Below are 25,077 nucleotides of genomic sequence, written 5' to 3'. Positions count from 1 at the left end.
TCTTCCTAAGGGTTGGGGAGTCCTGTGGTGAACGTGTGGTTCCACCGGGTCACGGCATCCTCGGTGAAGACGTACCCCTTCATGGGTACGGCTGTGACGGTCAGCGTCCCTTCGGGCTTCCTGTACGTCCCCGCCGCGATGGTCTTGCCATCAACGACATAGGCGACTCCGGCCACCGCTGGGATGGTGTACGAGTCCTGCCCGCGGCCAGGCTTGTCCGTAAAGGTGACGGTTGCCGGCGTCGCGGTGTCGTAGCTCAAACCGAAGCCCAAAGGTAGAAGGACGCCGCCGCCGTCGGCCGCTGGTATGTTGACCGGCAGCTTGCCGCCCGGGTTGACCGCACCAGAGATGGCACCAACCACTCCATGGAAATTGACGTTGGTTGCCCCGTAACTGTTCAGCACCGCCGCGGCACCCGGTAAGACGCTGATGTCGTAGGGGTTGCGGGTAGCGATGACAATGACGGGTTTACCGGTTGCGGCGAGCTCGGCCACCATCTGCTGTTGGGCTGCGTTGGACGTGGCGTTGTACGACGCAAAGACGATTGCGTCTACCTTTCCGGCCGCCGCCACTGCACGTGCCCGATAGGCGGCCGAGGGTGAAGTCCCGTTTTCGTAGTCTTCGGTGACCGCAAATCCCTGATCCTTCAGCTGGGGTCCAATGAGTTCCGGCCAACCGGAACCGGAACCCACCACCAGCACCGAAGTGCCTGGGGACAGCGGCAGCACACGGTCCTGGTTCCGCAGCAGCGTAACGGCGCGGTCCGAGATCAGATTGGCCGTAGAAAGGTTCCCTGCCGTGCCAACCAGACTGTCCACGCTGCCGACATCTGCAAAGGGGCTTTCGAAGACTCCCCGCTTGACCTTCCATTCGAGGATCCGCCGAACGGATTCGTCGAGGCGGCTTTCGCTCAGTTCCCCGGACCCGACGGCGGCGCGAACCCCTGCGAACGACGCGTCCACATCGGGGGAGTTCAGCAGGATGTCCGAGCCGGCCTGGATGGCCTTGACCGCGATCTCTTCCTGCGGCCACTCCGCTGCCATGGCTGCCATGTCCAGGGCGTCCGTGGTGACCAGGCCCTTGAACCCGAGCTCATCGCGGAGCAATCCGGTCAGCACCTTATGCGAAAGGGTTCCGGGCATGTCCGGATCGATGGCCTGGACGATGATGTGGGCGGTCATGACCATATCCACGCCGGCGTCGATGGCCGCCTTGAACGGTTGAAGGTGTTTGTTCAGCGTTTCGCGGTCGTAGGTGACCGTGGGGAGCCCGTAGTGGGAGTCCACTGATGTGTCGCCATGTCCGGGGAAGTGCTTGGCGGCAGCTCCGACGTCCTGGGATTGCATCCCATCGATTTGGGCGACACCCAGTGAGCTGACAAGGGCCGGGTCCTCACCCATGGAGCGGATACCGATGACGGGGTTGTCGGGATTGGAGTTCAGGTCAAGCACCGGGGCGAAGTCGACATTGATGCCCATGGCGCGCATCTCCGACCCCAGAATGTTGCCTTGCGCCCGGGCGAGGTCCTTGTCCGCCGTTGCGCCAAGGGCCATGTTGCCGGGGAGGACCGTGGCAGGGGGTCCGATGCGGGCCACGGGGCCGCCCTCCTGGTCGATGGTCACCGCAAGGGGAATACCGCTACCGTCAGCCCCCACTGCCCGTTTCTGCAGGCCATTGGAGAGTCCCGCGACTTGCTGTGGGTTGTTGGTGTTCCCGGACCATGCGAAGTAGAGGACGCCGCCGAGGTTGTACTTTTCCACGACTTCGCCTGGGGTGTTGACGCCGTACCGTTCTTGGTTGCTTGCCGCCATGGACGTGTCATCTGCCGACGAGCCGTAGACGTGGGTCCAGGTCATCTGGCCGATCTTTTCGTCCAGGGACATTCCCGCAATCAGTGCCTCGATGTCTGGTGCGGTGCTTGCCGCCGTCGTACGTGCCGCATTGGTGGGCACGGCCGCGACCGCAGTCCCTGCGGCAGTCATGAGCAGTACGGTGGTGGCCGCGGTCAAGAGGGTGGTTCTTTTTCCGGGCATGTGCATTCCAATCGGTTAGTGGAGTCCAGCGGGCCAGCTCGTTCTCCTTCGCGTGCTCAAAACTCCCTGGATCGCAATATCGAGCCGAACACGATGTATTTACGAGCTAAGTCATGTATATGACAAGAAAGTCGATTTGTCTCCAAGGGGGTCTGTGCCGCACTCCTGTCGTTATAGAGTCGTCTCCATGTTCGAACTCGTTGCCCCGAATGTGTCTTTCCACCAGTCATTCCTTGAGGCCCACCGCGAATGGGGCGGCACCCACCAAGACGGCGCGGGACTGTTCCCGAACGACGACGTCAGCACCCCTGACGGCTTTGCTGCGTGGGTCCAACGGCTGGCCGACGCCGAGCATGCGCCCGAGAAGGATGGCATTGTTCCCTGCACCTACCGCTGGATTACCGAGGATCAACGGTATGTGGGTGCCATTGCTTTCAGGCACTTCCTTACCCCGGCGCTACTGAACTCCGGGGGACATATCGGCTACGGAGTGCGGCCGTCGGACCGTGGGCGAGGTGCGGCGTCATGGGCGTTACGGGAGTTGACCGCACAACTCGCCGCCCAGCCGGGACCGGAACGCGTTCTCCTGACCTGTGATGACGCCAACGAGGCTTCCGCCAAGACGATTGAGCGCTGCGGTGGAGTGCTTGAGGACGTACGAACCGGGACGGACGGTCGGGAATTCCGTCGCTACTGGATCGAGGTCCCAGCGGCCCTCAGCTAACCCCAAGGCTTGTTCGCCCTCCCGTCATCCGCCGCTGTTAGGCTGCCCGGCACTACCCGGCTGACCAGGAGGACCGCATGACGGAGGCAAACCCACTAGCTGCATCGTTGGACAATTGGTGGGTCAGGGACAACCTGCGCGAAACCATCGATCACCTGGTGGAAATGGGCTACACCATCAGCGGCGGCCAAAGCGAAGACCCGGACCTTATCGATCCAGGCGGATCCGCGGTGGAAACCTGGCACGAGGGTTATCCGTACACAGAGCGGATGACCCGCGACGAGTACGAGATCGAGAAGTACCGGCTCCAGATTGAGCTGCTGAAGTTCCAGTACTGGGGCCAGGACCTAGGGTTGAAGCACGTGATCGTCTTTGAGGGACGGGACGCTGCTGGCAAGGGCGGAACCATCAAGCGCTTCACCGAGCACCTTGACCCGCGTTCGGCCAGGACTGTTGCGCTCGCCAAGCCATCGGACCGGGAGCAGGGGCAATGGTACTTCCAGCGTTACATCCAGCACCTTCCCACCGCCGGGGAGATCGTGATGTTCGACAGGTCCTGGTACAACCGCGCCAACGTTGAGCTCGTCATGGGCTTCTGCAACGAGGATGAGTACAACACCTTCATGGGCCAGGCGCCCGTCTTCGAAAAGATGCTGGTGGACGCAGGAATCCATGTGACCAAGTTCTGGTTCTCCGTGACCCGCCAGGAACAGCGGACACGATTCGCCATCCGCCAGATCGACCCCGTGCGGCGCTGGAAACTCTCACCCATGGACCTCGCGTCACTGGACCGCTGGGAAGACTACACGGACGCCAAGGAAAAGACGTTCCTGCACACCGATTCGGACCATGCGCCCTGGATCACCGTCAAATCCAACGACAAGAAGCGCGCCCGCATCAACGCCATGCGCTTCTTCCTCAACCAGTTCGACTACGCGGATAAGGACACCTCGGTCGTTTACGACGCCGATCCGCTCATCCTCCGCCGCGGCCGCGACGCAGTCGGCGACTAACAACAGGACCCGACGTCGGCACTCACCCGAGTGCCGACGTCGGGCGTTCCGCATTTTCCTGAAAGTTCCGTTACATTCTTCTCACTGCTGGACATTAACTGGTTATGAGGGTGCAGGCGGAGCAAGGAGATCGCGTGGAGATGGCCCGGGAGAAGCACTTCCTGGCAGCACACGCGGCTTGCCATGACAAGGTGTACCGCTATCTCCGCAGGCGATGTGAAGGGGCGTCGACGGCCGAAGATCTGTGTGCGGAAGTCTTCCGGATCGCTTGGGAAAGATCGCAGCAGGACCAGGATTTGTCTGTGCTGATGATGTTCGGGATCGCCCGGAACGTCCTTCGAAATCATCAGCGCTCCGCGATGCGCTCGCAGAACCTCGCCCAACGGTTGGAGGGAGAACGGCCGCGGCCGGTGGATTCCGACGACGGCGCGGTGCAGGAAGCTTTGGAGCAGCTTAAGCCGGACGAGCGCGAAGTCCTCCTGCTGACCTACTGGGACGGGTTCACCTCCGCCGAGATTGCGGCACTGCTCAACCTTCCTGCGACAGCCGTCAGGATGCGCCTGCACAGGGCACGGAAACAACTGGGCGCATTGCTTGGAACAGATCGAGCCGCAGAGGATGTGCAGCGATGAGCAACAGGGAGATATCACCCGGGGAACGCTTGGCCGCAACGGACCCGGCTCTGGCGGTCAGTGAAGAGGAGCTGGCACGGAGCCGGGAAAGAAGCCTGGCGGTCGTGGGTACTGAGCGCAGCCAACCTGCGGTGGGTGGTCCCATCGACGCATTCAACAGACGGCCCCGTAAACGGTCCCGGCCGGTGGCGGGGTTTGGCTTGGTGGGGGCGGTGGCCGCAATTGCTGTCGGCTTCTTCGTGGCAGGCTCAATGGGTTTCCCAATGCCGGAGCAGGCGACGCCGGCCATTTCGCAACCTGCAACTTTGGAGTCGGGCGCCCCGTTGCCTGAAATTACAGGGATGCGGATGCCGACGTTCGGCAACCACATCGTCACGGGCAGCAACGGTCACAAGGCCGCCGTGGCCAACGACCCGGAAGCAGACTTCCACATGGATGCCGCCAATGGGGGAAAGCTGGGCCTGAACGGCGCTGGGTGCATTGTCGGCACCTATCCCGACGGCAGCGAGGGTGCGCTCATCTTCCCCGCAGGAACACAGGTCACTGGGACGGGGTTGATCCTGCCCGACGGGACCACCATCACCATTGGACAGGACTTCGCCTTCGGCGGCGGCCTCTCGCCCACCGACGTGGACCCTGGCGAATGCGCCCCCAGGGGGTCGGCCTTCCTGGTTCAGAGTTGGAAGCCGGGTCCGTAAATTTTTCATACCTCCCGGACCGAAGCAACCCCAGACGTCGGCACTCAAGTTGAGTGCCGACGTCGTACTCCCTATTCGGTGACTTCTTCCTCCACGGGGTCCTTCAGCAGCAGCGCGGTGCCCTGGAACGGACGGAGCTCCAGGAAGAAGCTGCAGAGGTCATCGACCTGGCCGACGTCCTCGCCGCTGAACAGGTCATGGACAGTTGCGCCCGGAACAAGGTGTGAGGACTGGATGCTGCCCGCGATGTCCTGGTCCGAGAAGTTCAGGACCGTGACCTGCAGGGCTCCGTCAGCGAGCTGGTTCACCAGGACCAGCAATCCCTTGTTCGACACGTCCGGCACGTCCAGGAGTGTGCTGGTGGCAATCCCCGACTCTTCCCGCACTGCGAGGATCTGCTGGAGCCGCCGAGCATAGGAGTTGGAGTCCTTCAGCTGCTCGGGCAGCGGACCGTAGAGGCTCCGGGCCCGGGGCATGCCCGCCAGCGAGGTCGTTGCGTCCGGGCTGGTGCCCATCAGGTCGTGGGCGCCGCGGTTGATCCAACGGGTATCGCCCTGTGAGGTCAGCTCGCCCACTGTCTGGCGGTCCAGCGCCGTGATGCCGGTGAGATCCCAGCCGGACAAAGCGAAAACGCCAGGTTGGAGTGCGTTGTACATGGACAGGAGCACATGCGCGTCCAGGACCTGGGATTCCTGCTCGGGAGTGATGGCATCCGGGTCCTTGACGCCTAACGCTGCCATCAGGAAGCTCACTGTGGTGCAGGCAATGCCGTTGGTGGTGAAGACCGCGTTGTACGGTCCGTTCTCACCCGTGAGGCGTTCCCGCATGGTGTTCTGGACCTTCTCGGCAACCTCAGCGCCGGTCAGTTCCTCGCCTCCGAGCTCGAAAGTTTCCTCCCGGTGGCCAGCTGCGAAGTGAAGCAGCTCGTAGGTGAGTTCGTCGTGGTTCTGGAGTGCGTGGACCAAGGAGGCCTGGTCCACGCCGATCTCCATGGCCAGCTTGAGCGTAAGGCGGAGGAACTCGGTGTCGCCGGTGACCAGCGCGTAGTGGTAAGCGGGCCTGGTGATGAAGTCGTAGGAGAGGTCCGGGCCGGACTCGGACTGGGACTTGATGTCATCAATGGTGAGGTTGAGCTCCTGGAAGGAGAACCCGCCCACCTTGCGGATCATCGAGCCGATCAGCTGGTTGGCCGCCTCCGACAACGGGTGTCCTTCGGACCAGCCCGGCTCCTCCTCCGCGCTCTTCTCAACACCCAGGAACCCGTTGGCGTCCAGCCGCAGGGCGCCCGTGCCGAGGTCCAGCAGCGAGTGCAAGGCATCCCCCACCACCAGGCGCATCCCGGCGAACGTAGGGTCCAGCCAGTTGATGGAGGGTTGGCCGGACTTGAAGTAGTGGAGGTAGACCCAGCGGCGGGTCTTGCCCGTGGTGTCGATGATCGGCTTGGTGGCACTCCAGTTGGTTTCCTTCACCCCGGGTTCGTAGAAAATCACCCGCTGGAGCCGGCCGATGATGTAACCCGCCTCTTGGAGGGCCTTCTCCGCCTCAGGGCTGATGTTGACCGAATCCGCGTTCTCCGGAACATCCGGCAACAGGTGCCAGTCCTCTTCCGGGATATCGACCATGTGATAGATGCCCGGGTAGTCGCGGAAGTTCATTTCAGCGAGGCGGAAGTCGGCACCCTTGCCGGTGTGGCCAGGGACGATGTCGTCGATGACCGTGCCGCCATGATCGTTGGCGACCTCGCACATCTGGCGGAACTCCTCCTCGGTACCGAAGGCGGGGTCGATTGCCATGCTGATACGGTCGAAGTGCCCGTCAACGCTGGGTGTTTGGGACCATCCCCGGATCCCGCCCGCCAGCTTGACCGGTCCGGTGTGCAGTCCACGGATGCCGATTTCCCGGAAGGCATCCCACAGCTCAGGATCACCGAGTGCCGACAGGAAGGACTGGCCGTCCTTGGTGATGAAGGACAAGGGGTACGCCGTGAACCAAACGGGTGCACGCTCCACAGCTGCCCGCGGATTTGGCCTGGCATACGAGTTCTGCCACATGCTTGCCTGACCGGAAAGCTGCCGGGCCATGGTGTTGGCGTCACCCAGCATCGACTGGTTACGCAGCCAGTCCACATACGTCTTGTTGAGGCCGTCGAACTCAAGTGACGGTCGGGCCGCGAAGAACTGACGACGGCGGGCAATAGGCCGGAGCGCTTTGGGGCGGGCAGGGTAGAACTGCTCGTCGAAGGTGATCTCCGGCGACTCCGTTGCGGTTTCCTCGGCTTCCTGGGACTCTACCTGCGGTTCTTCCTGCGTTTCGGCTGGATCAGCGCCGACTTCTGCCGCGCTCTCGTTGACTACAGGCTCCCGCACAGCATTCTCCTTTACGTGGTCGCCGCAGCTGCGCCGACCGTCCGAGGGGTCATTCAAGAGGTCACGTACCCGGGCGCACCCGGCGTAATCATGCTAAGCATCCTTGGCAGCTGTTTGTCGACCTCGAGGAGAAGTGAGTCGTGCGGGTTGAGGCTCGACGGCGGATGGCGACCACCGGATCCAGCCCGGACTTCTGAGTTACTCCTGCAACCGTGGTTCAAATTCGAACGGCTCACGCACCCTTCAATTTCCCGAATTGCTGGCGCATACTTTCGGACATGGCTGACCCCCGCGTTGACAGCTACATCGAGTCCCTGCCGGAATGGCAGCAGGCAATCTGCCAAGCAGTCAGGGAGCTGGTGCTCGCCGCAGATCCGGACGTCCAGGAAACCATCAAACGCACCATCCAGCCGTATTTCGTCCTGGATGGCAATATCTGCGCCCTCCTCGCGGCCAATGACCACGTCAACGTATTCCTTTATGACGGTGGCATTGTCCCGGACCCCCAAGGCATCATCACGGCCGGACACAACAACAAAACGGCCCGCACCGTCTCCTACCGCGAGGGTGAGGCAGTGAACGTCCAGGCACTTGGTGACATGTTCAGGGCCATCATTGCCAATAACCGTGCCGGTGGCTGGCGAAAGATCAAAGCCATCCGGCCGCCCGAAGCCACGCAATAGCGTCCGACTACGAACTGGATCGTGGCACGTTCAGTTCCTCCTGGGATCCACCGACCCGAATCGTTCAAGCCGCCACCCGCATCACCCCGCTCCCGTCCCGTTGAACGTGAGGCCGAGCAACGCGTTTTCGGTAACTTCGGGCAGTGCGGGGTGGATCCAGTATTGTTTGGCGGCGAAGTCGCGCACGTCGAGGTCGAAGGCCAGGACGGTGATCATCTGTTGGATGAGGGTCGATGCCTGAGGTCCCATGTAGTGGGCGCCGAGGAGTTTGCCGCTGTTGCGGTCGGCGATGAGTTTGCAGATCCCGGTGGTGTCCTCCAAAGCCCAGCCGTATGCGACGTCCCCGTAGTCCTGGATCTTGACGGTCACGTTGTAGCCGTTTTCGCGGGCTTGGGCTTCGGTCATGCCCACTGTGGCGATTTGCGGGTTGGTGAACGTGGCCGCGGGAACATGGTCGTGTGGCATTTTTCGGAGGTTGTCCGGGTTCAGCAGATTGTGGCGCACGGAGCGCATCTCGGCGTTGGCGACGTGTTTGAGCATGTAGGGGGAAGAGACGTCGCCAAGGGCCCAGACACCGGGCGCCGAGGTTGATCGCCCGTACTCGTCGACCTTGATGCGACCCTGCCCGGTCATCTCGATCCCGCCAGCGTCCAGGTCCAGCAGGTCCCCGTTGGGGATGCGCCCCGTGGCTACGAGCAGTACCTCCCCTGTCGCGGAGGTGCCGTCGTCGAGCCTGACTGTTATGCCTTGGTCTGTCTGCTCGGCTCCTATGGTGCTCCGGCCCGGCCGGATGTCGAAACGTTTGGCGGCCAGGGCGTTGAACCGGTCGTGGAGGTCGTGATCCAGATGCCGCAGGAGCGTTGAGCGGGGAATGATGGTGACGGCGGTGCCGAGGGCGTCGAACACGTGGCCGAACTCCATGGCGATGTAGCCCCCGCCAATGATCACCAAGGATTTGGGCAACTCCGGCAGCCGCATGATGTCCTCGTTGGTGTAATACCGCACGCCCGAAGCTGCGATGGCATCGGGAATCATGGGCCTGGAGCCGGCGGCGATGACTATCTGGTCACCTGAGATGGTTTTTTGGTGGGCGCCGTCGCCTACGCGCAGAGTACGTTCTCCGACGAAAACGGCGTGGTGGTCGTAGACGTCGATGTTGGGGCTCCGCGGGCCACGGCGGTAATCCTCGCCTGAAGCGGCAATGGGGTCGATCCGTTTTTCAAAGACCCGGTTGACTATGCCCGGCCAATCCACGGAGTTGACCTGGGCGTCGAGGCCCAGTTGCTTGGAGTCAGCAATGTCCAGTGCGGTGTCGGCAGTGTGAACGTACATCTTCGACGGGATGCAGCCGACATTCAGGCAGGTACCGCCGAACGTCCCTTCTTCGATGATCGCGATCGACCGGTCTTCGAACTCCGGTCCGGGAATCGAGTTCCCGGACCCGGTGCCGATGATGATCAGATCGTAGTGCCGGTCCACGGCGATTGCGCTGGCAGCGGTGTCCATTTGGTGATCCTCACTCTGGGCTTCTCTCCACCCTAGTGAACCGATGGCGAATGGACCGGGGGATCGCGCGCCAAGATCCGGTCACGTACAGTGAACACCCACGCCCCACCCAGCGCAGGAGAACCATGAAAATCGTCGTCATCGGTGGCAGTGGCCACATCGGCTCGTTCCTCGTTCCCAGGCTGGTACGCGGGGGACATGAAGTGGTCAACCTCAGCCGCGGCACCAGTACGCCCTACACGGATTCCCCCGAGTGGCAGCACGTCCACCAGGTCACCGCGGACCGCGCGCGGGAGGACCGGGAGGGCACTTTTGGTGACCGCATCGCGGACTTGAGTGCCGACGTCGTTGTTGACCTGATGTGCTTTACGCTCGACTCAGCCACCGACTTGGTGAACCGGCTCCGCGGCGAGGTGGGGCATCTGCTGCATTGCGGGTCCATCTGGCGTTATGGCGCGAGCCGGAAGCTGCCCATCTCAGAGGTGTCGGATTCCACCGCGGAGCCGCTGGATGAATACGGCATCCAGAAGCGCGACATCGCCCGGATGCTGAAGGAAGAAACGGCCGACGGCGGTTTGGTCACCACGTCGCTGCACCCAGGACACATTGTGGGGCCGGGCTGGCATCCGGTAGGCCCGCTGGGGAATTTCGATCCCGCGGTCTGGGAAAGGGTCTCCGCCGGACAGCCCCTCCGGATTCCGGGAAGTGGCACCGAATTGATGCACCACGTCCACGCCGACGACCTCGCCCAGGCATTCGAGAAAGCCATCCAGCGACGCGAAGCGGCAGCAGGGGAGGACTTCAACATCGTTGCTCCGTCCGCCCTGACGGTTCGCGGCTACCTGGAAATTGCGGCGTCGTGGTTCGGGCAAGAGCCAAACTCGGAGATGGTCAGCTGGGAGGACTTCCGCAAAACCACTACGCCCGAACACGCCGACACCAGCTGGGCCCATTTGTCCCGCAACCACTGCATCAGCATCGAGAAGGCCAAGGCGCTGCTGGGCTACGCGCCGCGGTACGAACCGGAGGAAGCGGTGCACGAGTCAGTTGGATGGCTCATCGAGAACAACAGGCTGCTCGTCGATAGCCCAATGAGAGCTTAATCCCGCCTACCCCATGTACAACCCCAGCCCCAACCCCGAAGCTTAAGTAGCAAAAGGGGGAGCTGCATGGCTAAGACACCACGCCTCAACGTGACCGACAGCCGGCTGGATCACGCGTTTTTCATCCTGGGCGGTGCGGCGGCTATTTGGCTCGCCTTCCTGCTCGTGGGCGAAAGCTTTCAGCTGGGGTGGGGCCAAGTCTGGTTCTACGTCGTTTTCTGGGCGTTCCTCGCGTACCTGCTCTTGCCGCGCCTGCACCGCATCCTCACCACCATCTACGTTCCCGGGTATTTTATTGGACGCGCCAGGACCAGTGATGGGCTGTTGGGTGATCCCGTGAACGTTGCGTTGCTGGGCGCCGAAACCCAGATCCACGCCATCATGAGGGCCGCCGGGTGGACCATGGCCGACGACGTCACCTTCGCCAGCAGCCGCCGCATCATCAGTTCCACTGTTTTCCGGCAGAGTTACACCGAGGCGCCGGTCAGCCCCCTCTTCCTTTTCGACCGCCAGCAGGACTTCGCCTACCAGCAGGAAGTGGACAACAATCCGGGCAAACGCCACCATGTCCGTTTCTGGCGCTGCCCCGAAGGATGGCTCCTGCCGGGCGGGCACAAAGTCGATTGGCTCGCCGCCGGCACCTACGACCGCAGCGTGGGCTTTTCATTGTTCACGCTGCAGGTTACGCACAAGATCGAGCAGAACACTGACGTGGAACGGGACCACATTGTCTCTACAGTTTCGGCTGCGTCGCCGGCCGTTGAGGTGCAGGTCATCGAGGACTTTTCCACCGGCTACCACTCGCGCAACGGCGGCGGCGATTCGATCTCCACCGACGGCGACCTTCCCATTGTCGACGCCCGCAGCGTCCGGGCGCCCACCGATCAACTGCCCCGCCAGACCGACAGCCGCGACAGGCGGCCCGCGCCCATCATGGTGGGCACGGCCTTGGTTGTGGCCAGGTCCCTTGCGGCCTTTGTGTTGGCGCTTACCCTGCTGACCTCGGGTGGCAACATTGAGGGTGTCACCTTCGATGACGCGTCAACTGATCCACAAACCACGACGGCGGCACTGGTCACCGTAGCGGTCATCGTGCTGCTCTTCGGACTCGGAGAAGTCTTCCTTGCATGGCGGATTTTCCTCGGCAGCAACGGAGCGCGGGTGATTGCCATGGGTCTGAGCTCCGTGTCCATCACGGTGCAGGCGATCGATTACTTCAGTGGGAGCGCCAACCTCACCCTTGAAGCCGGTCTGTCCGGTCTGGCTTCGGACATCCTGGTGCTTCTGGCGTTGTCGAGCCAGCGGGCAAGGGTGTTCGCCAAACGGCAGCGGGTTCCGGCGGTCCCGACGTCGGTGGTGTCCAGGCGCGTGCCTTCCTGACGGTGAGTGCCGCCGTCGGACGTTGCTGCCCCGCTGCGGCGTCGTTGGGCAACAACGGAACAGCGGGGCAGCGACGGGGAAATGCTAGGCGGTGACGGCCAGGGCGTCGATCTCGACGAGCATGACCTCGTGCGGCAGGTCCACGAACACCGTGGTGCGGCTGGGCAGTTGGCCGCTGGGGACGTTCTCCTTGATGAACTCGCCGTAGACCTCGTTCATGGCGGCGAAGTCGTCGCGGGTGGTGAGGTAGACGCGGAACATGAGGACGTCTTCAACGGAGGATCCGCCGGCTTCGAGGATGGCCTTGACGTTGTCCAGGGTGCGACGAGTCTGGACGCGGACGTCGCCCTCGCCGATGTACTGGTTGGTGGCGGGGTCCATGGGGCCCTGGCCGGAAACCTGGAACATGCCGCCCTTCTTGATGCCCTGCGAGAATACGTGCGCCGGGGCAGGGGCGTTTTCGGTCAGTACTACGGTCTTTTCACTCATGCTGAGTTCCTTTCGTGGCTGATCCAGCCGAGGTCGTTGGAGATGGCCTCGGTGCTGGCTTTGAGGTCGGGCAGCAGCTCAAGCAGGCCTTCATAGCTGAGCATCACTACCGGTACCGAACAAGAGGCTGCGGCCACGACGGCGCCGCTCGCATCGCGGATGGGGGTCGCGATGCAGTGCACGAATGCTTCGTGCTCGGCGTTGTCGTGGGCCCAGCCCTGTTCCTTGACCCGCTCGAGTTCGGCCAGCAAGGCCTCCGGCGAGGTCAGGGTGTTCTCGGTAACTTTGACGTAGTCCAGCCCCGCGGCGATCTTTTCCTGCCGGGAGCGCGGCATGTCGGCGAGGAGGACTTTGGACACAGCGGCCGAGTGCAGCGATGCTGTCAGGCCGATGCGCGAGTACATGCGGACGGGGTGGTGCGACTCGAACTTGTCGATGTACACCACCTCGTTCCCTTCGAAGGCTGCGAGGTGCACAGTGTGCCCGGTTTTTCCGTTGAGCTCGGCCAGGTGTGGATGCGCGACCTTCCGGATGTCCCGCTGCTCCAGCGCCAGCGAGGATAGCTCGAACAGCTTGGAGCCGAGCATGAAGCGCTGGTCCTCGTCGCGGACCACGAAACGTTTCTCTTCCATGGCGTGCAGGAGCCGCATCACGGTGGTCTTGTGCACGGCGGCCTTGGACGCGAGCTCGTCCAGGGTTGCAGGTTTGGCGGCGAGTTCGCCGAGCAGGTCGATGGCCCGCATGAGGCTCTGGCTCAAGGTGTCACGCTCCGTTTGCTGAATTGTCCGTCTTCAACATGGATAGCAGCCCAGGCGTCATCCGAAGAATCGAGGATGGCTGCGAGCTGGGCGGCGTCGGGGAGCGGGCCGCGGTCGCCGTGGACGGTCAGGGTGCAGGCCGCGGCGACGTGGCCGCGGCGAAGGCTCTCCTTTTGGCCGAGTCCGAACAGCATGCCGCTGAGGTAACCGGCGGCGAACGAGTCGCCGGCGCCTACAGGCTCGACGACGGCGACCGACAGTGCGGGGACCTCTTCCCGGGTGCCGCCCAGGTCAGCGCTCGAACGGGTGAGCGCGATGGCACTGATCGCCTCGTTCTTGATCACCAGGACGTCCGGGTCCGGCATCATGCGGCGGAGTTCGGCTTCGTCGGTGGTGCCGAAGGCGTGCTCGGCTTCATCCTTACCGACCAGCACTACGTCGGCCAGGTTGGCCAATCGCTGCAGGACGGAGCGGTCCTGGCCGGCCCACAAGGCGGAACGCCAGTTGACGTCGAAGCTGATGGTGCGGCCGTTCCGGGGTGCGCTCAGGATGGCTTCCAGCAGCGAGAGGCATTCGGGGGATAGAGCCGCGGTGATCCCGCTCAAATGAATGAGTGCTGCGTTCTCCAGCAGTGAGGACACGTCAGGGTTGGAGAGCGTGTCGCGTCCCATCGCTGAGGCCGCAGATCCTTGCCGGTAGTACAAAACTGAGCTGCCGCCGTCGGACGCCGAGTCCTGGGCAGGCACTTTGACGTACAAGCCGGTGGGGCGCACGGGGTCAACCTCGACGCCGGAGACCCCAACGTAGTGGTCGCGGAGTTCGTCCAGGATGCGGGTGCCGAAGCCGTCGCGGCCCACGCGGCTGACCCAATGCGTGTCCAGGCCCATGGCTGCGAGGCCCATGGCGACGTTGGATTCAGCGCCGCCAATCCCGAAGTGCAGTTCGGTTGCAAGGTGCAGCGGAACGGCGTTGACAGGGGTAAGCATGGCCATGGTTTCGCCAACGCATACAGCTGAAAGCATCGTTCTCCCGCACTTGTTCGTGCCGCCAAGCGGCCTTGACTCTCGATCCGCCACCATGTTAGACATATCACCATCAGGTTTGCAACCAGCGTTGCAAAATACGCAACGCAAGAATCGGCGGCGACTATCCCACAGCCGCACTGTCGCAGCACCGCGAAGGGAACGAAACGCGTGAACACTTCCGTAGCCATCTCGGCGACCGCCGTGGCATCCTTGGCCGAGCGCCGGCTCGACTGGCGCCACAAAGCCGTGCCGGCAAGCGAAAACGGGACCACCCACGCGGAGTTCCTCGCCGCCAAACACACGCTGGCCGACCTCCAAACGCCGCTGCTGACACTCGATGCCGACGCGCTGACAGCCAACGCTGACCGCCTCGCGAACTGGTGCGCCGAAAAAGGCGTGCTGCTCGCCCCGCACGGAAAGACCACCATGGCCCCGCAGCTCTGGGCCGAGCAGCTGAACCGAGGCGCATGGGGCATCACGCTGGCCAATTTTGCGCAGCTTCGCGTGGCCCGCGGGTTTGGTGTCCGGAACCTGCAGCTCGCCAACAGCCTCACGGACCCACGGGCCATCGAGTGGGTCGCTGCCCAGGGCTCCACGATCTTGTCCTGGATCGACTCCCTGGGAACCGTGGACGTCATCAATCGAACCCTCGCCGGTAGCGATTCCGTGCTGGATGTCCTGGTGGAGCTCGGTGCCCACGGCGGCAGGACGGGTGCACGCGGTGTGGACGCTGCCATGGACGTGGCCCGCGCTATTTCGGCCTCGCCCAACCTGCGCCTGGTAGGTGTCAGCGGCTATGAAGGCTCACTCGCGCACACAGCGGACGACGCCGGCCTGGCCGCCGTCCGCGGCTACCTCGCCCAGATGCGGCTGCTTCACGAGCAACTGCTCGCAGACGGGTTGTACGGCACCGACTCGGTGATACTCACTGCCGGCGGCAGCGCGTACTTTGACGACGTCGTCACTGTGCTGTCCCCATGCATCGGCGCCGGGGCCGAAACCGGTGGACCGAGAGTGGACCTCATGATCCGCAGCGGCGCCTACATCATCCACGACGACGGTTTCTACCGCGGAATCTCGCCCTTTTCCCGGGAAGGCGACCAGCCTTTCACAGCCGGAATGTACGGTTGGGCCCGCGTAGTTTCGCAGACCGAGCCCGGCTTGGCCATCCTCGACGCCGGCAAGCGCGACCTTCCGTTCGACGAAGGACTGCCCGAGCCGCAGCTCATCGGACCCGTGCTTGGCGGTGCCATGGAACCCCTGGTTGGCGCAGAAATCACCTCGGTCAACGACCAGCATTCCTTCATGACCTTCGACGCCAACACCACCACCGTCCGCCCCGGCGACGTCGTCCGCCTGGGCCTTTCCCACCCGTGCACTGCGTTCGATAAGTGGACCGTCATCCCGGTTCTGGCTGACACAGGCTCGTCCCGGACCAATGGCGACCAGACCGTCGTCGACCTCATCCATACCTTCTTCTAGGACGCCATGAAGACCTTGATCAGCAATGCCACCCTGGTGGACGGAACGGGAGCGGAACGCCGCCCCGCAGACATCCTGTTGGACGGTGGGGTGATTGCCGCGATCGTCGACGCCGGGACCCTCACCGCCGGGGAAACCGGCGCGGACCGTGTCATCGATGCCACAGGACTGGTCCTCAGCCCCGGTTTCATCGACATGCACGCGCACTCGGACCTGCAGCTGCTGGTCAACAGGGAGCACTACGCCAAGCTCAGCCAGGGCGTCACCACGGAACTGCTGGGCCAGGACGGACTGTCCTATGCGCCGGTTGATGACGCAACGCTGGCCGGTGTCCGGGAGAAAATTGCCGCCTGGAACGACAACCCTGCCGATTTCGACTGGAACTGGCGGACCGTGGGCGAGTACCTGGACCGGCTCGACACCGAAGAAGTTGGTGGCCGCATCGCCACCAACGCCGCCTACCTCGTCCCGCAGGGAACTGTCCGGGCCATGGTCATGGGCTTCGCCGAGGGTGATCCCACCCCGGAGCAACAGCAGAAGATGCAGGACGTCATCCGCACGGCGATGGAGGACGGAGCCGTGGGCATGAGCTCCGGGCTGACCTACACCCCGGGCATGTACGCGCAGACCGAAGAACTCGCCGGGCTCTGCCGGACAGTAGGTGAGCTGGGTGGCTTCTACGCGCCGCACCACCGCTCCTACGGCAAGGGTGCATTGGACGCCTACGCCGAGATGATCGGTCTGAGCCGCGACACCGGCTGCGCGTTGCATCTTTCCCACGCCACCATGAACTTCGCGGAGAACAAAGGCCGTGCAGGGGAGCTCCTGGACCTGATCGATGAAGCCCTGGACCAAGGCGTGGACATCACCTTGGACACCTACCCGTACCTCCCCGGGGCCACCACGCTCTCCGCGATCCTCCCCAGTTGGGCCTCGTCCGGCGGAACCGATGCCACCTTGGCGCGGCTGGCAGATCCGGAAACCCGGGCTCGCATCCGTGAGGCTGTGGAGATCTACGGATCCGACGGCTGTCACGGGGTGGTTGCCGAGTGGGACACCCTGGAAATCAGCGGCGTCCAGAACCCGGCGCTCGCCGGTTACGTGGGCAAGACCATCAGGGACATCGCCGCGGAAACGCATCAGGAGCCCTTCGACGTCTTCGCAGACATCCTCACCGAAGACCGCCTCGGCACCGGAATCCTGCAACATGTGGGCCACGAAGAAAACGTGCAGGCCATCATGAAACACCGCACACACACCGGCGGCAGTGACGGGCTTCTGGTCGGCGCCAAGCCACACCCCCGCGCGTGGGGCACGTTCCCCCGCTACCTCGGCCACTACTCCCGCGATCTGGGACTGCTGGGCCTCGAGGAAATGGTCCATCATCTCAGTGGCCGGCCTGCCGCACGACTCAAGCTCCACAACAGGGGACTGGTCCGCGAAGGCTACGCGGCCGACGTCGTGCTTTTCGATCCGGAAACCATCCGGGACGAAGCCACTTTCGAGAACCCCCGCCAAGCCGCCAGCGGCGTCCAGTACGTCTTCGTCAACGGCACGGCAGCGATCGACGGCGGCAAAGCAACCGGCGCCCGAGCCGGCCGCGCCCTGCGTCGCAGCCGCGACGGCCTCACCCGAGAAGGACAACAATGACACCTGAACAATTCCTCGAACAGCTTGAAGCCGACCGCACCCTGGCAGTGGTCCGCGCACCATCCATCACCGACGCCGCGGATCTCTGCAGGGCATTGGCCGACGGCGGCATCCGCAGTGTCGAGCTGACGTTCACCACCCCGGATGCACTCAAGCACGTCAAGCGTGCGGCGGAGACCGCAGCGGAGCACGGTGCCGCCGTCGGAATTGGAACGGTGATGACCGCCGACCAGGCCCGTGCAGCGATCGACGCCGGCGCGCAGTTCCTGGTGACGCCAGGCCTTCGGCCCGAGGTGGCCGCCGTCGCCACGTCTGCGGGGATCCCGTTCAGCCTCGGCGCCATGACCCCCACCGAAGTGGCACAGGCGCTGGACCTGGGTTCGGCCGCCGTCAAGATTTTCCCCGCCCGGCAGCTCGGCCCGGCGTATTTGAAGGATTTGCAGGGCCCCTACCCCGGGATCCGCTTGCTGCCTTCGGGAGGCATCGATGCCTCCAACGCCAAGAGCTACCTCGACGCCGGTGCTGCCGCAGTCTGCTGCGGCACCAGCGTAGTCCCGCCCGCGGCAGTTGCCGCAGGCGACTGGGCAGACATCGCGGCGCGTGCCGCAGCCTTCACCGGCACCCTCAAGTAGGACTCACCCAGAAAGATACGCCCATGAATGAATTCCTTGAATGGCTGCGGCACGACACCGCCGGCCTGCTCCTCCTGGCGGGTGCAGGCATTGCCCTTCTGCTGTTCCTCATCATCAAGGTCAAGCTCGAGCCGTTCATCGCCCTGGTGGGAACGGGCGTGATCGTGGCCTTGGTGGGCGGCATCTCCGTGGAGGCGCTGGTCGGTTCGGCTACCAAGAGCAGTGACGCCCTGATTGAGAAGGGCTTCGCGGGCATCCTCGGCCACATCACCGTGATCATCGGTCTCGGTACCGTGCTGGGCGCCATTCTGGAACGGTCCGGCGGCGCGGAAGTGCTGCTCGGCAGGCTCGTGAAGATCTTCGGTGAAAAAGGTACCCCGCTTGCCATGGGCATCACCGGCTTCGTGCTGGGTATCCCGGTGTTCTTCGACATCGGCATCTTCGTCCTGGCACCGCTGGTCTATGTTGCCGCGATCCGTGGCGGTAAGTCGCTTGCCCTGTATGCGCTGCCGTTGCTGGCCGGCCTGTCCGTGACCCACGCCTTCCTCCCTCCCCACCCCGGTCCTGTGGCTGCTGCCGGGCTGTTCCACGTGGACCTTGGTTGGATCATCCTCATGGGTCTGATCTGCGGTATCCCGGCCTGGTTCGCCTCCGGTATCTTGTGGGGCACCTACATCGGCAGGCGCGTCATGGTATCCGTCCCTGAGGACCGGATCGTTCCCGAGTCGGACTCTGCCAAGGGCAAGGAGCCGTCCATCGGCCTGGTGCTGCTGGCTATTGGCCTGCCCATGATCCTCATCCTTGGCGGCACGTTCGGCAACATCTTCGCCCCGGCCGGTGTTTTCCGGGACATCCTCCAGTTCTTCGGCAACCCGGCAATCGCACTCACCGTCGCCGTCCTTCTGGCCATGTGGCTGCTGGGCATCCGCCGTGGCATGACCTCAGCCGAGCTAAGTGAAATCACGGGATCATCGCTGCGGCCCGTTGGCATGATCCTGCTGGTGGTTGGTGCCGGTGCATTCTTTGGAGCGGTGTTGTCGGCTACCGGTGTGGGCAAGGCGGTGGCGGATTCGCTGTCCCAAGCCGGCCTGCCGATCATCCTGTCCGCCTTCGTGATCAGCGCAGGGATGCGCATCGCACAGGGCTCGGCAACGGTGGCAATCGTGACCACTGGCGGCATCCTGGCGCCCAGCCTGGCTACCGGCTACTCCCAGCCTCAGCTCGCGCTGATCGTCGTGGCCATCTCATCGGGCTCCATCATCGCCAGCCACGTGAACGATGGCGGGTTCTGGATCATCTCCAAGTACTTCAACATGTCCGTCAAGGACACCCTGAAGACGTGGACCGTGCTGGAAACGGTGCTCTCCGTTGTGGGCTTCGGAATGGCGGCGCTGCTGTACACCTTCGTGAGGTGAGGTTCCCAGGTACAAGGTGACTTCCGGCGTCGCGCTCTTCATACTGCGAGCCGTGCCGCCCCCACCAACATTGAGAACTCAACGGCCCCGACACGCCTAAAAAGGGTGTGTCGGGGCCGTTTGTGCGTGAAAGAAGGTGGTGGCGGCGCGGGAAGAAACCCGGGCTTAAACAAAAAGCTCCGGAGTGCGTTATTGGGGGATACGCACTCCGGAGCAGCCTTTGAGCAGGCGCTTTCGCCGTCCTGCAGTAATTACTCTACGTGGCCCGGGACGCCATTGCCACCACCTCGAATAAGTACTTTCGCTTTAGTTTCGATGGGCCGCTTCCTGCCTCTTTTTCTGGGGCACGATCAGCACCGGGCGGCGCTGGTGATGGCTGAGCCAGGCTGCAACCGAACCGTTGAGGGCCTCGGAAATACGGTGCCCCAAACCAGGCTCAGGGGTACCCACAATGATCATCGACGCTTTGATGTCCTCCGCGAGCCGACCCAGGGCGCGGGCAGGATCACCGGCAAGGAGACGCAGGGTCCATTCGGCGGTTCCCCCGTCCAGCGCTTCGCCGATGACCTTGCCCAGGTCCCCGCGAACGGCCTCGACGTCGGCCTGGTCCTTTTCGGGGTGCAACGACATCCGGTGCGCGTCACGCGCTGGATCCCACTCGACGAGGTAGCTGGCCTCGTCCACGTACGCACAGACAAGCGGCACGCCGAGCTGTTCGGCCAAGGTCCGTGCCGTCTGGAGGACCTCCACATGCTGGTCCGGCAGCACTCCCACCACCAAGGGAATCGGTCCGCTGAAATCTTCCGCAGCCATACCCTTATTGTTACGCCGCTGGGTGGCGTTGAACAGGGCACCGGTCCCCCAACTACGGCCTAGCTGGCGGCGCTGGGGTTGGCAGGTTTGTTCCACGTAAGCCGCACCTTGAAGTTCGATGCCGTGCTGGCCGACGCGATGAAAGCTCCCGCTTCCGCATGAAGGTCGATTCCGAACTCGACGCTCACCTCGTCCGGCCGGTTCTCGAGGCTCAGCAACTCATCGATCACCCCTTGGACCGCTGGCCTGACATGCGCCAACGCCCGCTCAAACGTCTGTTGTGCCCTCGCGAACACACCCGAGGAATCGCCGGCGTGGTCCCCGCCCCTGGTGACAAGGCTCCCCGCGGAGCTCGCCACCTCCACAACCACCGTGCCGCCGTCGTCCGTAGTGAACTCAACCAACCGGCTCATGTTCCTGACCCTTCCCGTAAAGCCCACGCAGGCGGCGCGCGGCGACCATGAATCCGATGCCGGCTCCGCACAAAACCAGGAGCTGCACGAAGGCAAAGTAGGCGTGCGTCCGGTACCACTCCTCCAGGAAGGTCCCCTTGTCCTGGATCCAAACAAGCGGGATGCTTGCCGTGGCCAGCAACAACAGCCAGCCCAGGGTCCGCTGGGGCGGGGAACGCAGGGCAAGGATCCCTGCCCAAATTCCCAGGCCGGCAACGAGGAGACTGGAGTAGACGGCCGTAGCTTCCACCGCGTAGTTCAGGCCAGCCAATCCAAACACCGCGTGCGAAACCACTAAGCCAGCCATGACCACGCGGCCCACCACGGTGCGATCAGGAAGGCCGGCGACCGCCAACATGAGATATCCAAAAGGTGCGATCAAACCGTAGAGAACCCTGAGCGAACCGTCGCCGCCGCTTTCGTACCAGTAGTTGTCGTCGAACCAGAGGAAGTAGACCGCGAAGCCCGCCCCGAGCCCGCCCGCTATCGCCAGTGCGGCACCGCCCCACGCGAGTGGCATCCAGTTCAGCGGCGGCGATGCGGCCTTGGTGCGGGGTCCGGAAACAGCAGCGCTCGACGCCGGGACCCGGTTGGGTGCCGGGGCGTGGGATTGCGCTGGGGCCTGAGATGCAGCCGTGTACGAACCGCGCGCTGCGACCTCTGGCACGGCAGGCTTGGGCGTGTCCGTATGCTGCTTCTTCTCGATCTCAACCCTCGCAGCGGTTGCGAGTCCGTCAGGGTCCGCCGAAGCCGGGTCCGCCGTGGCCAACTCGGCGGATACGTCCAGCACCGTCTCCCAGGCACCCATGGAGGAGTGGTAGCGCAACTCACCCTGCAGGTCAGAAATACGTTGCCGACGCTCGCAGTCCTGCTTGCGGGCGGCTGCTTCCGGGAATTCCGGGTCGCCTTGGACCACGGCGTAACCGTCGGCTGCGGCCAACCAATCCCGGGATTCCTCCGCTTCCAGGGCCGATCGGTAGACCTTGGCCATCTCCAATCGTTGCCGGGCATGGTCGCGAAGCGCGGCAGCGTCCCGGTATCCGGGTTCAAGGGTCAGGAGATCCTCGAACAACTCGACGGCCTGCTCAAAACGCCGTGCGCGGAGTTCCGCCGACGCCTGCACGTAAAGGGCGCGCAGCTGGGCGCGCTTCATCGCCCGCTCAGCGTCGGCGAGTGTCTCGCTGGATTGTGTCTGGCCGGCCAACGCCGGCTGAGCAGTGGAAGCTGCTGCCTGACCGTCTGGGCCGCGTGCCGTCGTCGTGCCTTCCGTGTTGGAAGCGGCGCGTGGTGATCCTGTCAGCGTGAACAGTTGGGTGGAACCCCCACGGACATAGAGGGCGGGGGTGACCCATTCCAAGGTGCCGTCGGGGCTGGCCATCACCGAAATCCTGCCTACGCGGGCGGCTTCGTCCACAGTCCGGCCGTTGGCTATGGCGGCGTAGAAGCCGTGGGCGAAGGCTATGGCCGCGTAGTCGCTAATGGCGAATTGCATGGCGGCCACAGCTCCGATCCCGCTCCTGACCAGCGCGGATGCGGTCCCGGAGAACAGGTCGGACTGTCCCATTTCACCCGACGAACAGGAGTTGAGCACCACCAGCCGTGGCCGTGGGGATGCGACGCTGAGCAGCGCCATGAGCCTGACGGCCCGGACCATCGCCGCCCTGCCGTCGGGCCCGACCAGCGCGATCCGGCCCTCGTCAGTTCGGGAATCGTAGTCGCCGTGGCCCACGAAATGCACCACATGCCATGGGCCGGCCAGCAGCAAGGACTGCACGTCGTCCCAGGTGCCGCTTTTTGCCCAGACCAATTCCACCCGCCCCTCCGACGCCGGACCGGCCAACGCCCTGCTGAGGTGGTCCTTTTCCGTGGCGACATCCAGGGCCGGGAGGTCGCGTGGTGAGGCAACAATTCCCAGGATGCGCAGCGGGGGAGCCACGTCCAAGGGATTCTGGTTGTAGTCGGGGGCCGGGATGTGCCGGAGCAGTGGTTCGGTTTGGCACAAGTAGGTTTCCGTTTCGGGATCAAACAGCGTCTCCCACGGCATCGCGGCTAACTCGGGCGCAGCCAGCCGCAGTACCACCCGGAGTTGCTGCCCCGCATGCTGGGCCGCTCCCAGGCTCGCACGGTACGTTCCGTACACCTCACGGGTGAACAGGGCCTGGAACAAATCCTGGCCTACTTCGCGGACGGCCATCTCGGCTACCGGGGCGGTCCGTCGGGCTGCGACGGCTGAGGCGAGGACGGTGGCCTCAAGCTGGGAAAGCCGTTCCAGTACGCGGTCCACATCCAGCCTGAACTCCCCCGAAGCGTGCCCTCCCGCCGGTGCACGGACCACGTGCACCGTGTATTCGCCGCGTGCAGAGCCGGCGTCGATTTCCAGCTCGATGTCACAATCCATCGCGGATCCTCTTACGACGGGACACCCCTTGGGAGGCCTCTACGTACAGAGTGGCCCTCCGCAAGGTCCGCCACAAGGGGCTCTTGTAGACACTGTTTGCCCGGGCCTACGGTTAATCCCAAGGAAGGCGGTCTGCGATGGAAATTTACATGTGGTGGCTCGATCTGCACCTGGACAGCAAGGAGTGGCTGCGCGAGAACCTGCGTGCCGACGAACTTCCCCTGCAGGTGCTGCAGCACATTGCCGAGGCGGGCGGTCCGCATCCGGATAAGGTGAGCGGAGTGCTCACGGACGCGGATTGGGAGTTCATCCAGACCCAGTCGGAGTTCGTGGACTAGCTTCCCGGGCGCCATCCCAAGGCTGGGCCGAGGGTGCCTGCAATGTCGGTGAGGATCTGGACGTAGTCCTCGTGGGCGAAGCTGAAAGGCAACGCAAACGCGACCTCGTCAACTTCCTGGAATCCGGCGTGCGCGTACAGTTGCTCGGCGATCTGCTCACTGGTGCCAATAAGGTCCTTGGCGAACAGCATGCCCTTGGGTCCTTGTGGCGCACTGGTGCGGGGCGTGCGCTCATCGACGTAGCGCTGGTATTTCTCCCGCTGCGCTGCGGATGCGGAATCGGTGGGGATGACCACCAGTCCCTGCGAGACCCGCGCTGGCTTGCGCCCCTGCGCCGCGGCGGCCTCACGGTAGGCGCGGATCTGGTTTTGCTGGACGCGGGCGAAGTTCGGCTCTTCATCGGGGGAGGGAAAGACCACGCTGCTGGAGAGCAGGTTGAAGCCGTTCTCACCGGCCCACAGGGCCGACTTCAGGCTGGCTGCCCCATACCAAAGACGGTCCCGCAGCCCGGGGGAGTGCGGCTCCACCCGGTTCGAGAATTCCTCCACGACGCCCTGCTTACCGGAGAACTCCCGGACCTTCTCACCTGCGATCAGCCGGGCCAGCCGTTCCACGCGGGCGTAGCTGAAGTCTTCCACGTCCGCGGAGTCAGGGTAGAGCTCGTGCTTCACGGTGTCGTAGTTCATGGGTTCGCCCACGCTCAGCCCGGGATTGATGCGTCCGCCCGCGAGGATGTCCACGGTGGCCAGATCCTCAGCGAGGCGCAACGGGTTCTCCCATCCCAGCGGAGTAACGGCGGTGCCGAGCTCGATCCTGGACGTGCGCTGGCTTGCAGCGGCCATCACTGCAACGGGGGAGGAGATGCCGAACTGCAGATGGCGGTGCCGCAGCCACGCGCTGTCGAAGCCGAGCTGCTCGCCCAGCTCGATGATGTCCAGTGTGGACTGGTGACCAGCGGCCGGGTCCGCGGGATCGAACAGTCCAATGGTGAGAAATCCGAGGTTGCGGAGCGGACGGTCTGGATTGGGCATGGCGTTCCTTTGGGTCGCGTGTTACGGCCCAGACTATTGCGCCACGTCTTGGTACGACGCCGGGAGGTTACTTTTTGTGGCCTACGCGCAGTTGGTGGTCGGCTGGGGCGCCTGGACGATCATCAGGGTGCCCGTATTCGTTGAGGTTCGTTCGGTGATGTCGACGACGACGGCCTCCTGCTTGGTGCGCAGGCGATGCAGCGCCACCGCTGAGATGAGGAACCACGCCACGTTGGTGGCTACCGACGGCCAGGCTCCGTGCAGCGTGCCATTGATGATGAAGGCGCATGATCCGAAGAGGTTCGCTGTCTGGAAACTGATGCCCGGCTTCAACCAACCCATGGACACCGACAGGTAAGAACCGAGCATCGCAGCAGCGCCAGCCCAACCGGTCATTTCCCACAGCAGTTCCATCGGATTCCTTTCAGGATGAAGCGCCCGGCTGGGATTGCCGGC

23 protein-coding genes are annotated in these 25,077 nt (G+C 63.8%); 12 read left to right on the top strand and 11 right to left on the bottom strand.

Annotated features, from left to right (window positions below; translation table 11 throughout):
* Positions 1-5 precede the first annotated feature (5 nt).
* Positions 6-2,033: a glycoside hydrolase family 3 protein gene (locus J2Y68_RS10690; RefSeq protein WP_309993115.1), complete on the bottom strand. Its 2,028-nt coding sequence runs from the start codon at positions 2,031-2,033 to the stop codon at positions 6-8.
* A 187-nt stretch (positions 2,034-2,220) separates the two neighbouring features.
* Between J2Y68_RS10690 and J2Y68_RS10685 the strand changes: the two genes are divergently transcribed.
* The 4 genes from J2Y68_RS10685 to J2Y68_RS10670 all read left to right on the top strand — a co-directional run bounded on the left by J2Y68_RS10685 (position 2,221) and on the right by J2Y68_RS10670 (position 5,100).
* Complete coding sequence (locus J2Y68_RS10685; protein WP_309993112.1) at positions 2,221-2,757, top strand: GNAT family N-acetyltransferase; 537 nt, start codon at positions 2,221-2,223, stop codon at positions 2,755-2,757.
* A 77-nt stretch (positions 2,758-2,834) separates the two neighbouring features.
* The gene (gene ppk2 / locus J2Y68_RS10680; RefSeq protein ID WP_309993109.1) at positions 2,835-3,770 is read left to right on the top strand and encodes a polyphosphate kinase 2; all 936 of its coding nucleotides are present in this window, start codon (positions 2,835-2,837) and stop codon (positions 3,768-3,770) included.
* 140 nt (positions 3,771-3,910) lie between these two features.
* Positions 3,911-4,402 carry an RNA polymerase sigma factor gene (locus J2Y68_RS10675; protein ID WP_309993655.1) on the top strand — a complete coding sequence of 164 codons (492 nt, stop codon included), beginning with the start codon at positions 3,911-3,913 and terminating at the stop codon, positions 4,400-4,402.
* Positions 4,399-5,100 (top strand): hypothetical protein, encoded by a 702-nt coding sequence (locus J2Y68_RS10670; RefSeq protein ID WP_309993106.1) that lies wholly within the window; start codon positions 4,399-4,401, stop codon positions 5,098-5,100. The genes J2Y68_RS10675 and J2Y68_RS10670 overlap by 4 nt, the downstream gene beginning before the upstream one ends.
* A gap of 71 nt (positions 5,101-5,171) precedes the next feature.
* On the opposite strand, the gene treS is transcribed toward J2Y68_RS10670, so the two are convergent.
* Positions 5,172-7,466: a maltose alpha-D-glucosyltransferase gene (treS, locus tag J2Y68_RS10665; RefSeq protein ID WP_309993102.1), complete on the bottom strand. Its 2,295-nt coding sequence runs from the start codon at positions 7,464-7,466 to the stop codon at positions 5,172-5,174.
* Positions 7,467-7,744: 278 nt separating this feature from the next.
* Here treS and J2Y68_RS10660 point away from each other — a divergent pair, with 278 nt between their 5' ends.
* A complete protein-coding gene (locus tag J2Y68_RS10660) occupies positions 7,745-8,149 on the top strand; it encodes a DUF1801 domain-containing protein (RefSeq protein WP_309993098.1) in 405 nt (134 codons plus the stop codon).
* Positions 8,150-8,230: 81 nt separating this feature from the next.
* Here the strand turns inward: J2Y68_RS10660 and mtr are convergent, their stop codons facing one another.
* Entirely contained in the window at positions 8,231-9,655 is a 1,425-nt protein-coding gene (gene mtr / locus J2Y68_RS10655; RefSeq protein ID WP_309993094.1) for a mycothione reductase, read from the bottom strand.
* A 125-nt stretch (positions 9,656-9,780) separates the two neighbouring features.
* On the opposite strand from mtr, the gene J2Y68_RS10650 reads away from it, so the two are divergent.
* Together J2Y68_RS10650 and J2Y68_RS10645 are read left to right on the top strand one after the other, a co-directional pair.
* Positions 9,781-10,758 carry an NAD-dependent epimerase/dehydratase family protein gene (locus tag J2Y68_RS10650; protein ID WP_309993092.1) on the top strand — a complete coding sequence of 326 codons (978 nt, stop codon included), beginning with the start codon at positions 9,781-9,783 and terminating at the stop codon, positions 10,756-10,758.
* 66 nt (positions 10,759-10,824) lie between these two features.
* Positions 10,825-12,138, top strand: coding sequence for an LssY C-terminal domain-containing protein (locus J2Y68_RS10645; protein WP_309993090.1), 1,314 nt, complete (start codon positions 10,825-10,827; stop codon positions 12,136-12,138).
* Positions 12,139-12,222: 84 nt separating this feature from the next.
* Here J2Y68_RS10645 and J2Y68_RS10640 read toward each other — a convergent pair whose 3' ends face one another.
* From J2Y68_RS10640 to J2Y68_RS10630, 3 genes are read right to left on the bottom strand one after another with little or no spacing between them, the layout of a single operon-like run.
* On the bottom strand, positions 12,223-12,627 hold the full coding sequence (locus J2Y68_RS10640) for a RidA family protein (RefSeq protein ID WP_309993087.1): 405 nt from the start codon (positions 12,625-12,627) through the stop codon (positions 12,223-12,225).
* A complete protein-coding gene (locus J2Y68_RS10635) occupies positions 12,624-13,385 on the bottom strand; it encodes an IclR family transcriptional regulator (RefSeq protein WP_309993084.1) in 762 nt (253 codons plus the stop codon). The genes J2Y68_RS10640 and J2Y68_RS10635 overlap by 4 nt, the downstream gene beginning before the upstream one ends.
* Complete coding sequence (locus J2Y68_RS10630; RefSeq protein WP_309993082.1) at positions 13,382-14,407, bottom strand: sugar kinase; 1,026 nt, start codon at positions 14,405-14,407, stop codon at positions 13,382-13,384. The genes J2Y68_RS10635 and J2Y68_RS10630 overlap by 4 nt, the downstream gene beginning before the upstream one ends.
* Before the next feature lie 171 nt (positions 14,408-14,578).
* Here J2Y68_RS10630 and J2Y68_RS10625 point away from each other — a divergent pair, with 171 nt between their 5' ends.
* Genes J2Y68_RS10625 through J2Y68_RS10610 form a run of 4 tightly spaced genes read left to right on the top strand, consistent with a single transcriptional unit; the run spans position 14,579 to position 19,589 of the window.
* The gene (locus J2Y68_RS10625; RefSeq protein WP_309993079.1) at positions 14,579-15,892 is read left to right on the top strand and encodes an alanine racemase; all 1,314 of its coding nucleotides are present in this window, start codon (positions 14,579-14,581) and stop codon (positions 15,890-15,892) included.
* A 6-nt stretch (positions 15,893-15,898) separates the two neighbouring features.
* Positions 15,899-17,542 (top strand): N-acyl-D-amino-acid deacylase family protein, encoded by a 1,644-nt coding sequence (locus J2Y68_RS10620; RefSeq protein ID WP_309993077.1) that lies wholly within the window; start codon positions 15,899-15,901, stop codon positions 17,540-17,542.
* Entirely contained in the window at positions 17,539-18,174 is a 636-nt protein-coding gene (locus J2Y68_RS10615; protein ID WP_309993075.1) for a bifunctional 4-hydroxy-2-oxoglutarate aldolase/2-dehydro-3-deoxy-phosphogluconate aldolase, read from the top strand. Before J2Y68_RS10620 ends, J2Y68_RS10615 begins: the two co-directional genes overlap by 4 nt.
* Positions 18,175-18,197: 23 nt before the next feature.
* Positions 18,198-19,589, top strand: coding sequence for a GntP family permease (locus J2Y68_RS10610; protein WP_309993072.1), 1,392 nt, complete (start codon positions 18,198-18,200; stop codon positions 19,587-19,589).
* 306 nt (positions 19,590-19,895) lie between these two features.
* Here the strand turns inward: J2Y68_RS10610 and J2Y68_RS10605 are convergent, their stop codons facing one another.
* The 3 genes from J2Y68_RS10605 to J2Y68_RS10595 are packed head-to-tail and all read right to left on the bottom strand — an operon-like array spanning position 19,896 to position 23,252.
* Complete coding sequence (locus J2Y68_RS10605; protein ID WP_309993070.1) at positions 19,896-20,402, bottom strand: universal stress protein; 507 nt, start codon at positions 20,400-20,402, stop codon at positions 19,896-19,898.
* A gap of 59 nt (positions 20,403-20,461) precedes the next feature.
* Positions 20,462-20,815 (bottom strand): CU044_2847 family protein, encoded by a 354-nt coding sequence (locus tag J2Y68_RS10600; protein ID WP_309993067.1) that lies wholly within the window; start codon positions 20,813-20,815, stop codon positions 20,462-20,464.
* Entirely contained in the window at positions 20,799-23,252 is a 2,454-nt protein-coding gene (locus tag J2Y68_RS10595; RefSeq protein WP_309993065.1) for a CHAT domain-containing tetratricopeptide repeat protein, read from the bottom strand. The genes J2Y68_RS10600 and J2Y68_RS10595 overlap by 17 nt, the downstream gene beginning before the upstream one ends.
* Positions 23,253-23,389: 137 nt before the next feature.
* On the opposite strand from J2Y68_RS10595, the gene J2Y68_RS10590 reads away from it, so the two are divergent.
* Positions 23,390-23,590 carry a hypothetical protein gene (locus J2Y68_RS10590; RefSeq protein WP_309993062.1) on the top strand — a complete coding sequence of 67 codons (201 nt, stop codon included), beginning with the start codon at positions 23,390-23,392 and terminating at the stop codon, positions 23,588-23,590.
* Here the strand turns inward: J2Y68_RS10590 and J2Y68_RS10585 are convergent.
* Both J2Y68_RS10585 and J2Y68_RS10580 read right to left on the bottom strand, forming a co-directional pair.
* Positions 23,587-24,621 carry an LLM class flavin-dependent oxidoreductase gene (locus J2Y68_RS10585; protein ID WP_309993059.1) on the bottom strand — a complete coding sequence of 345 codons (1,035 nt, stop codon included), beginning with the start codon at positions 24,619-24,621 and terminating at the stop codon, positions 23,587-23,589. The genes J2Y68_RS10590 and J2Y68_RS10585 overlap by 4 nt on opposite strands.
* A gap of 81 nt (positions 24,622-24,702) precedes the next feature.
* Positions 24,703-25,035: a CBU_0592 family membrane protein gene (locus J2Y68_RS10580; RefSeq protein ID WP_309993056.1), complete on the bottom strand. Its 333-nt coding sequence runs from the start codon at positions 25,033-25,035 to the stop codon at positions 24,703-24,705.
* Positions 25,036-25,077: the final 42 nt, after the last annotated feature.

The sequence above is a fragment of the Paenarthrobacter nitroguajacolicus genome (assembly GCF_031455195.1).
Taxonomy (GTDB): Bacteria; Actinomycetota; Actinomycetes; order Actinomycetales; family Micrococcaceae; genus Arthrobacter; species Arthrobacter nitroguajacolicus_D.
This window is presented reverse-complemented; position numbering and strand designations above follow the sequence as displayed.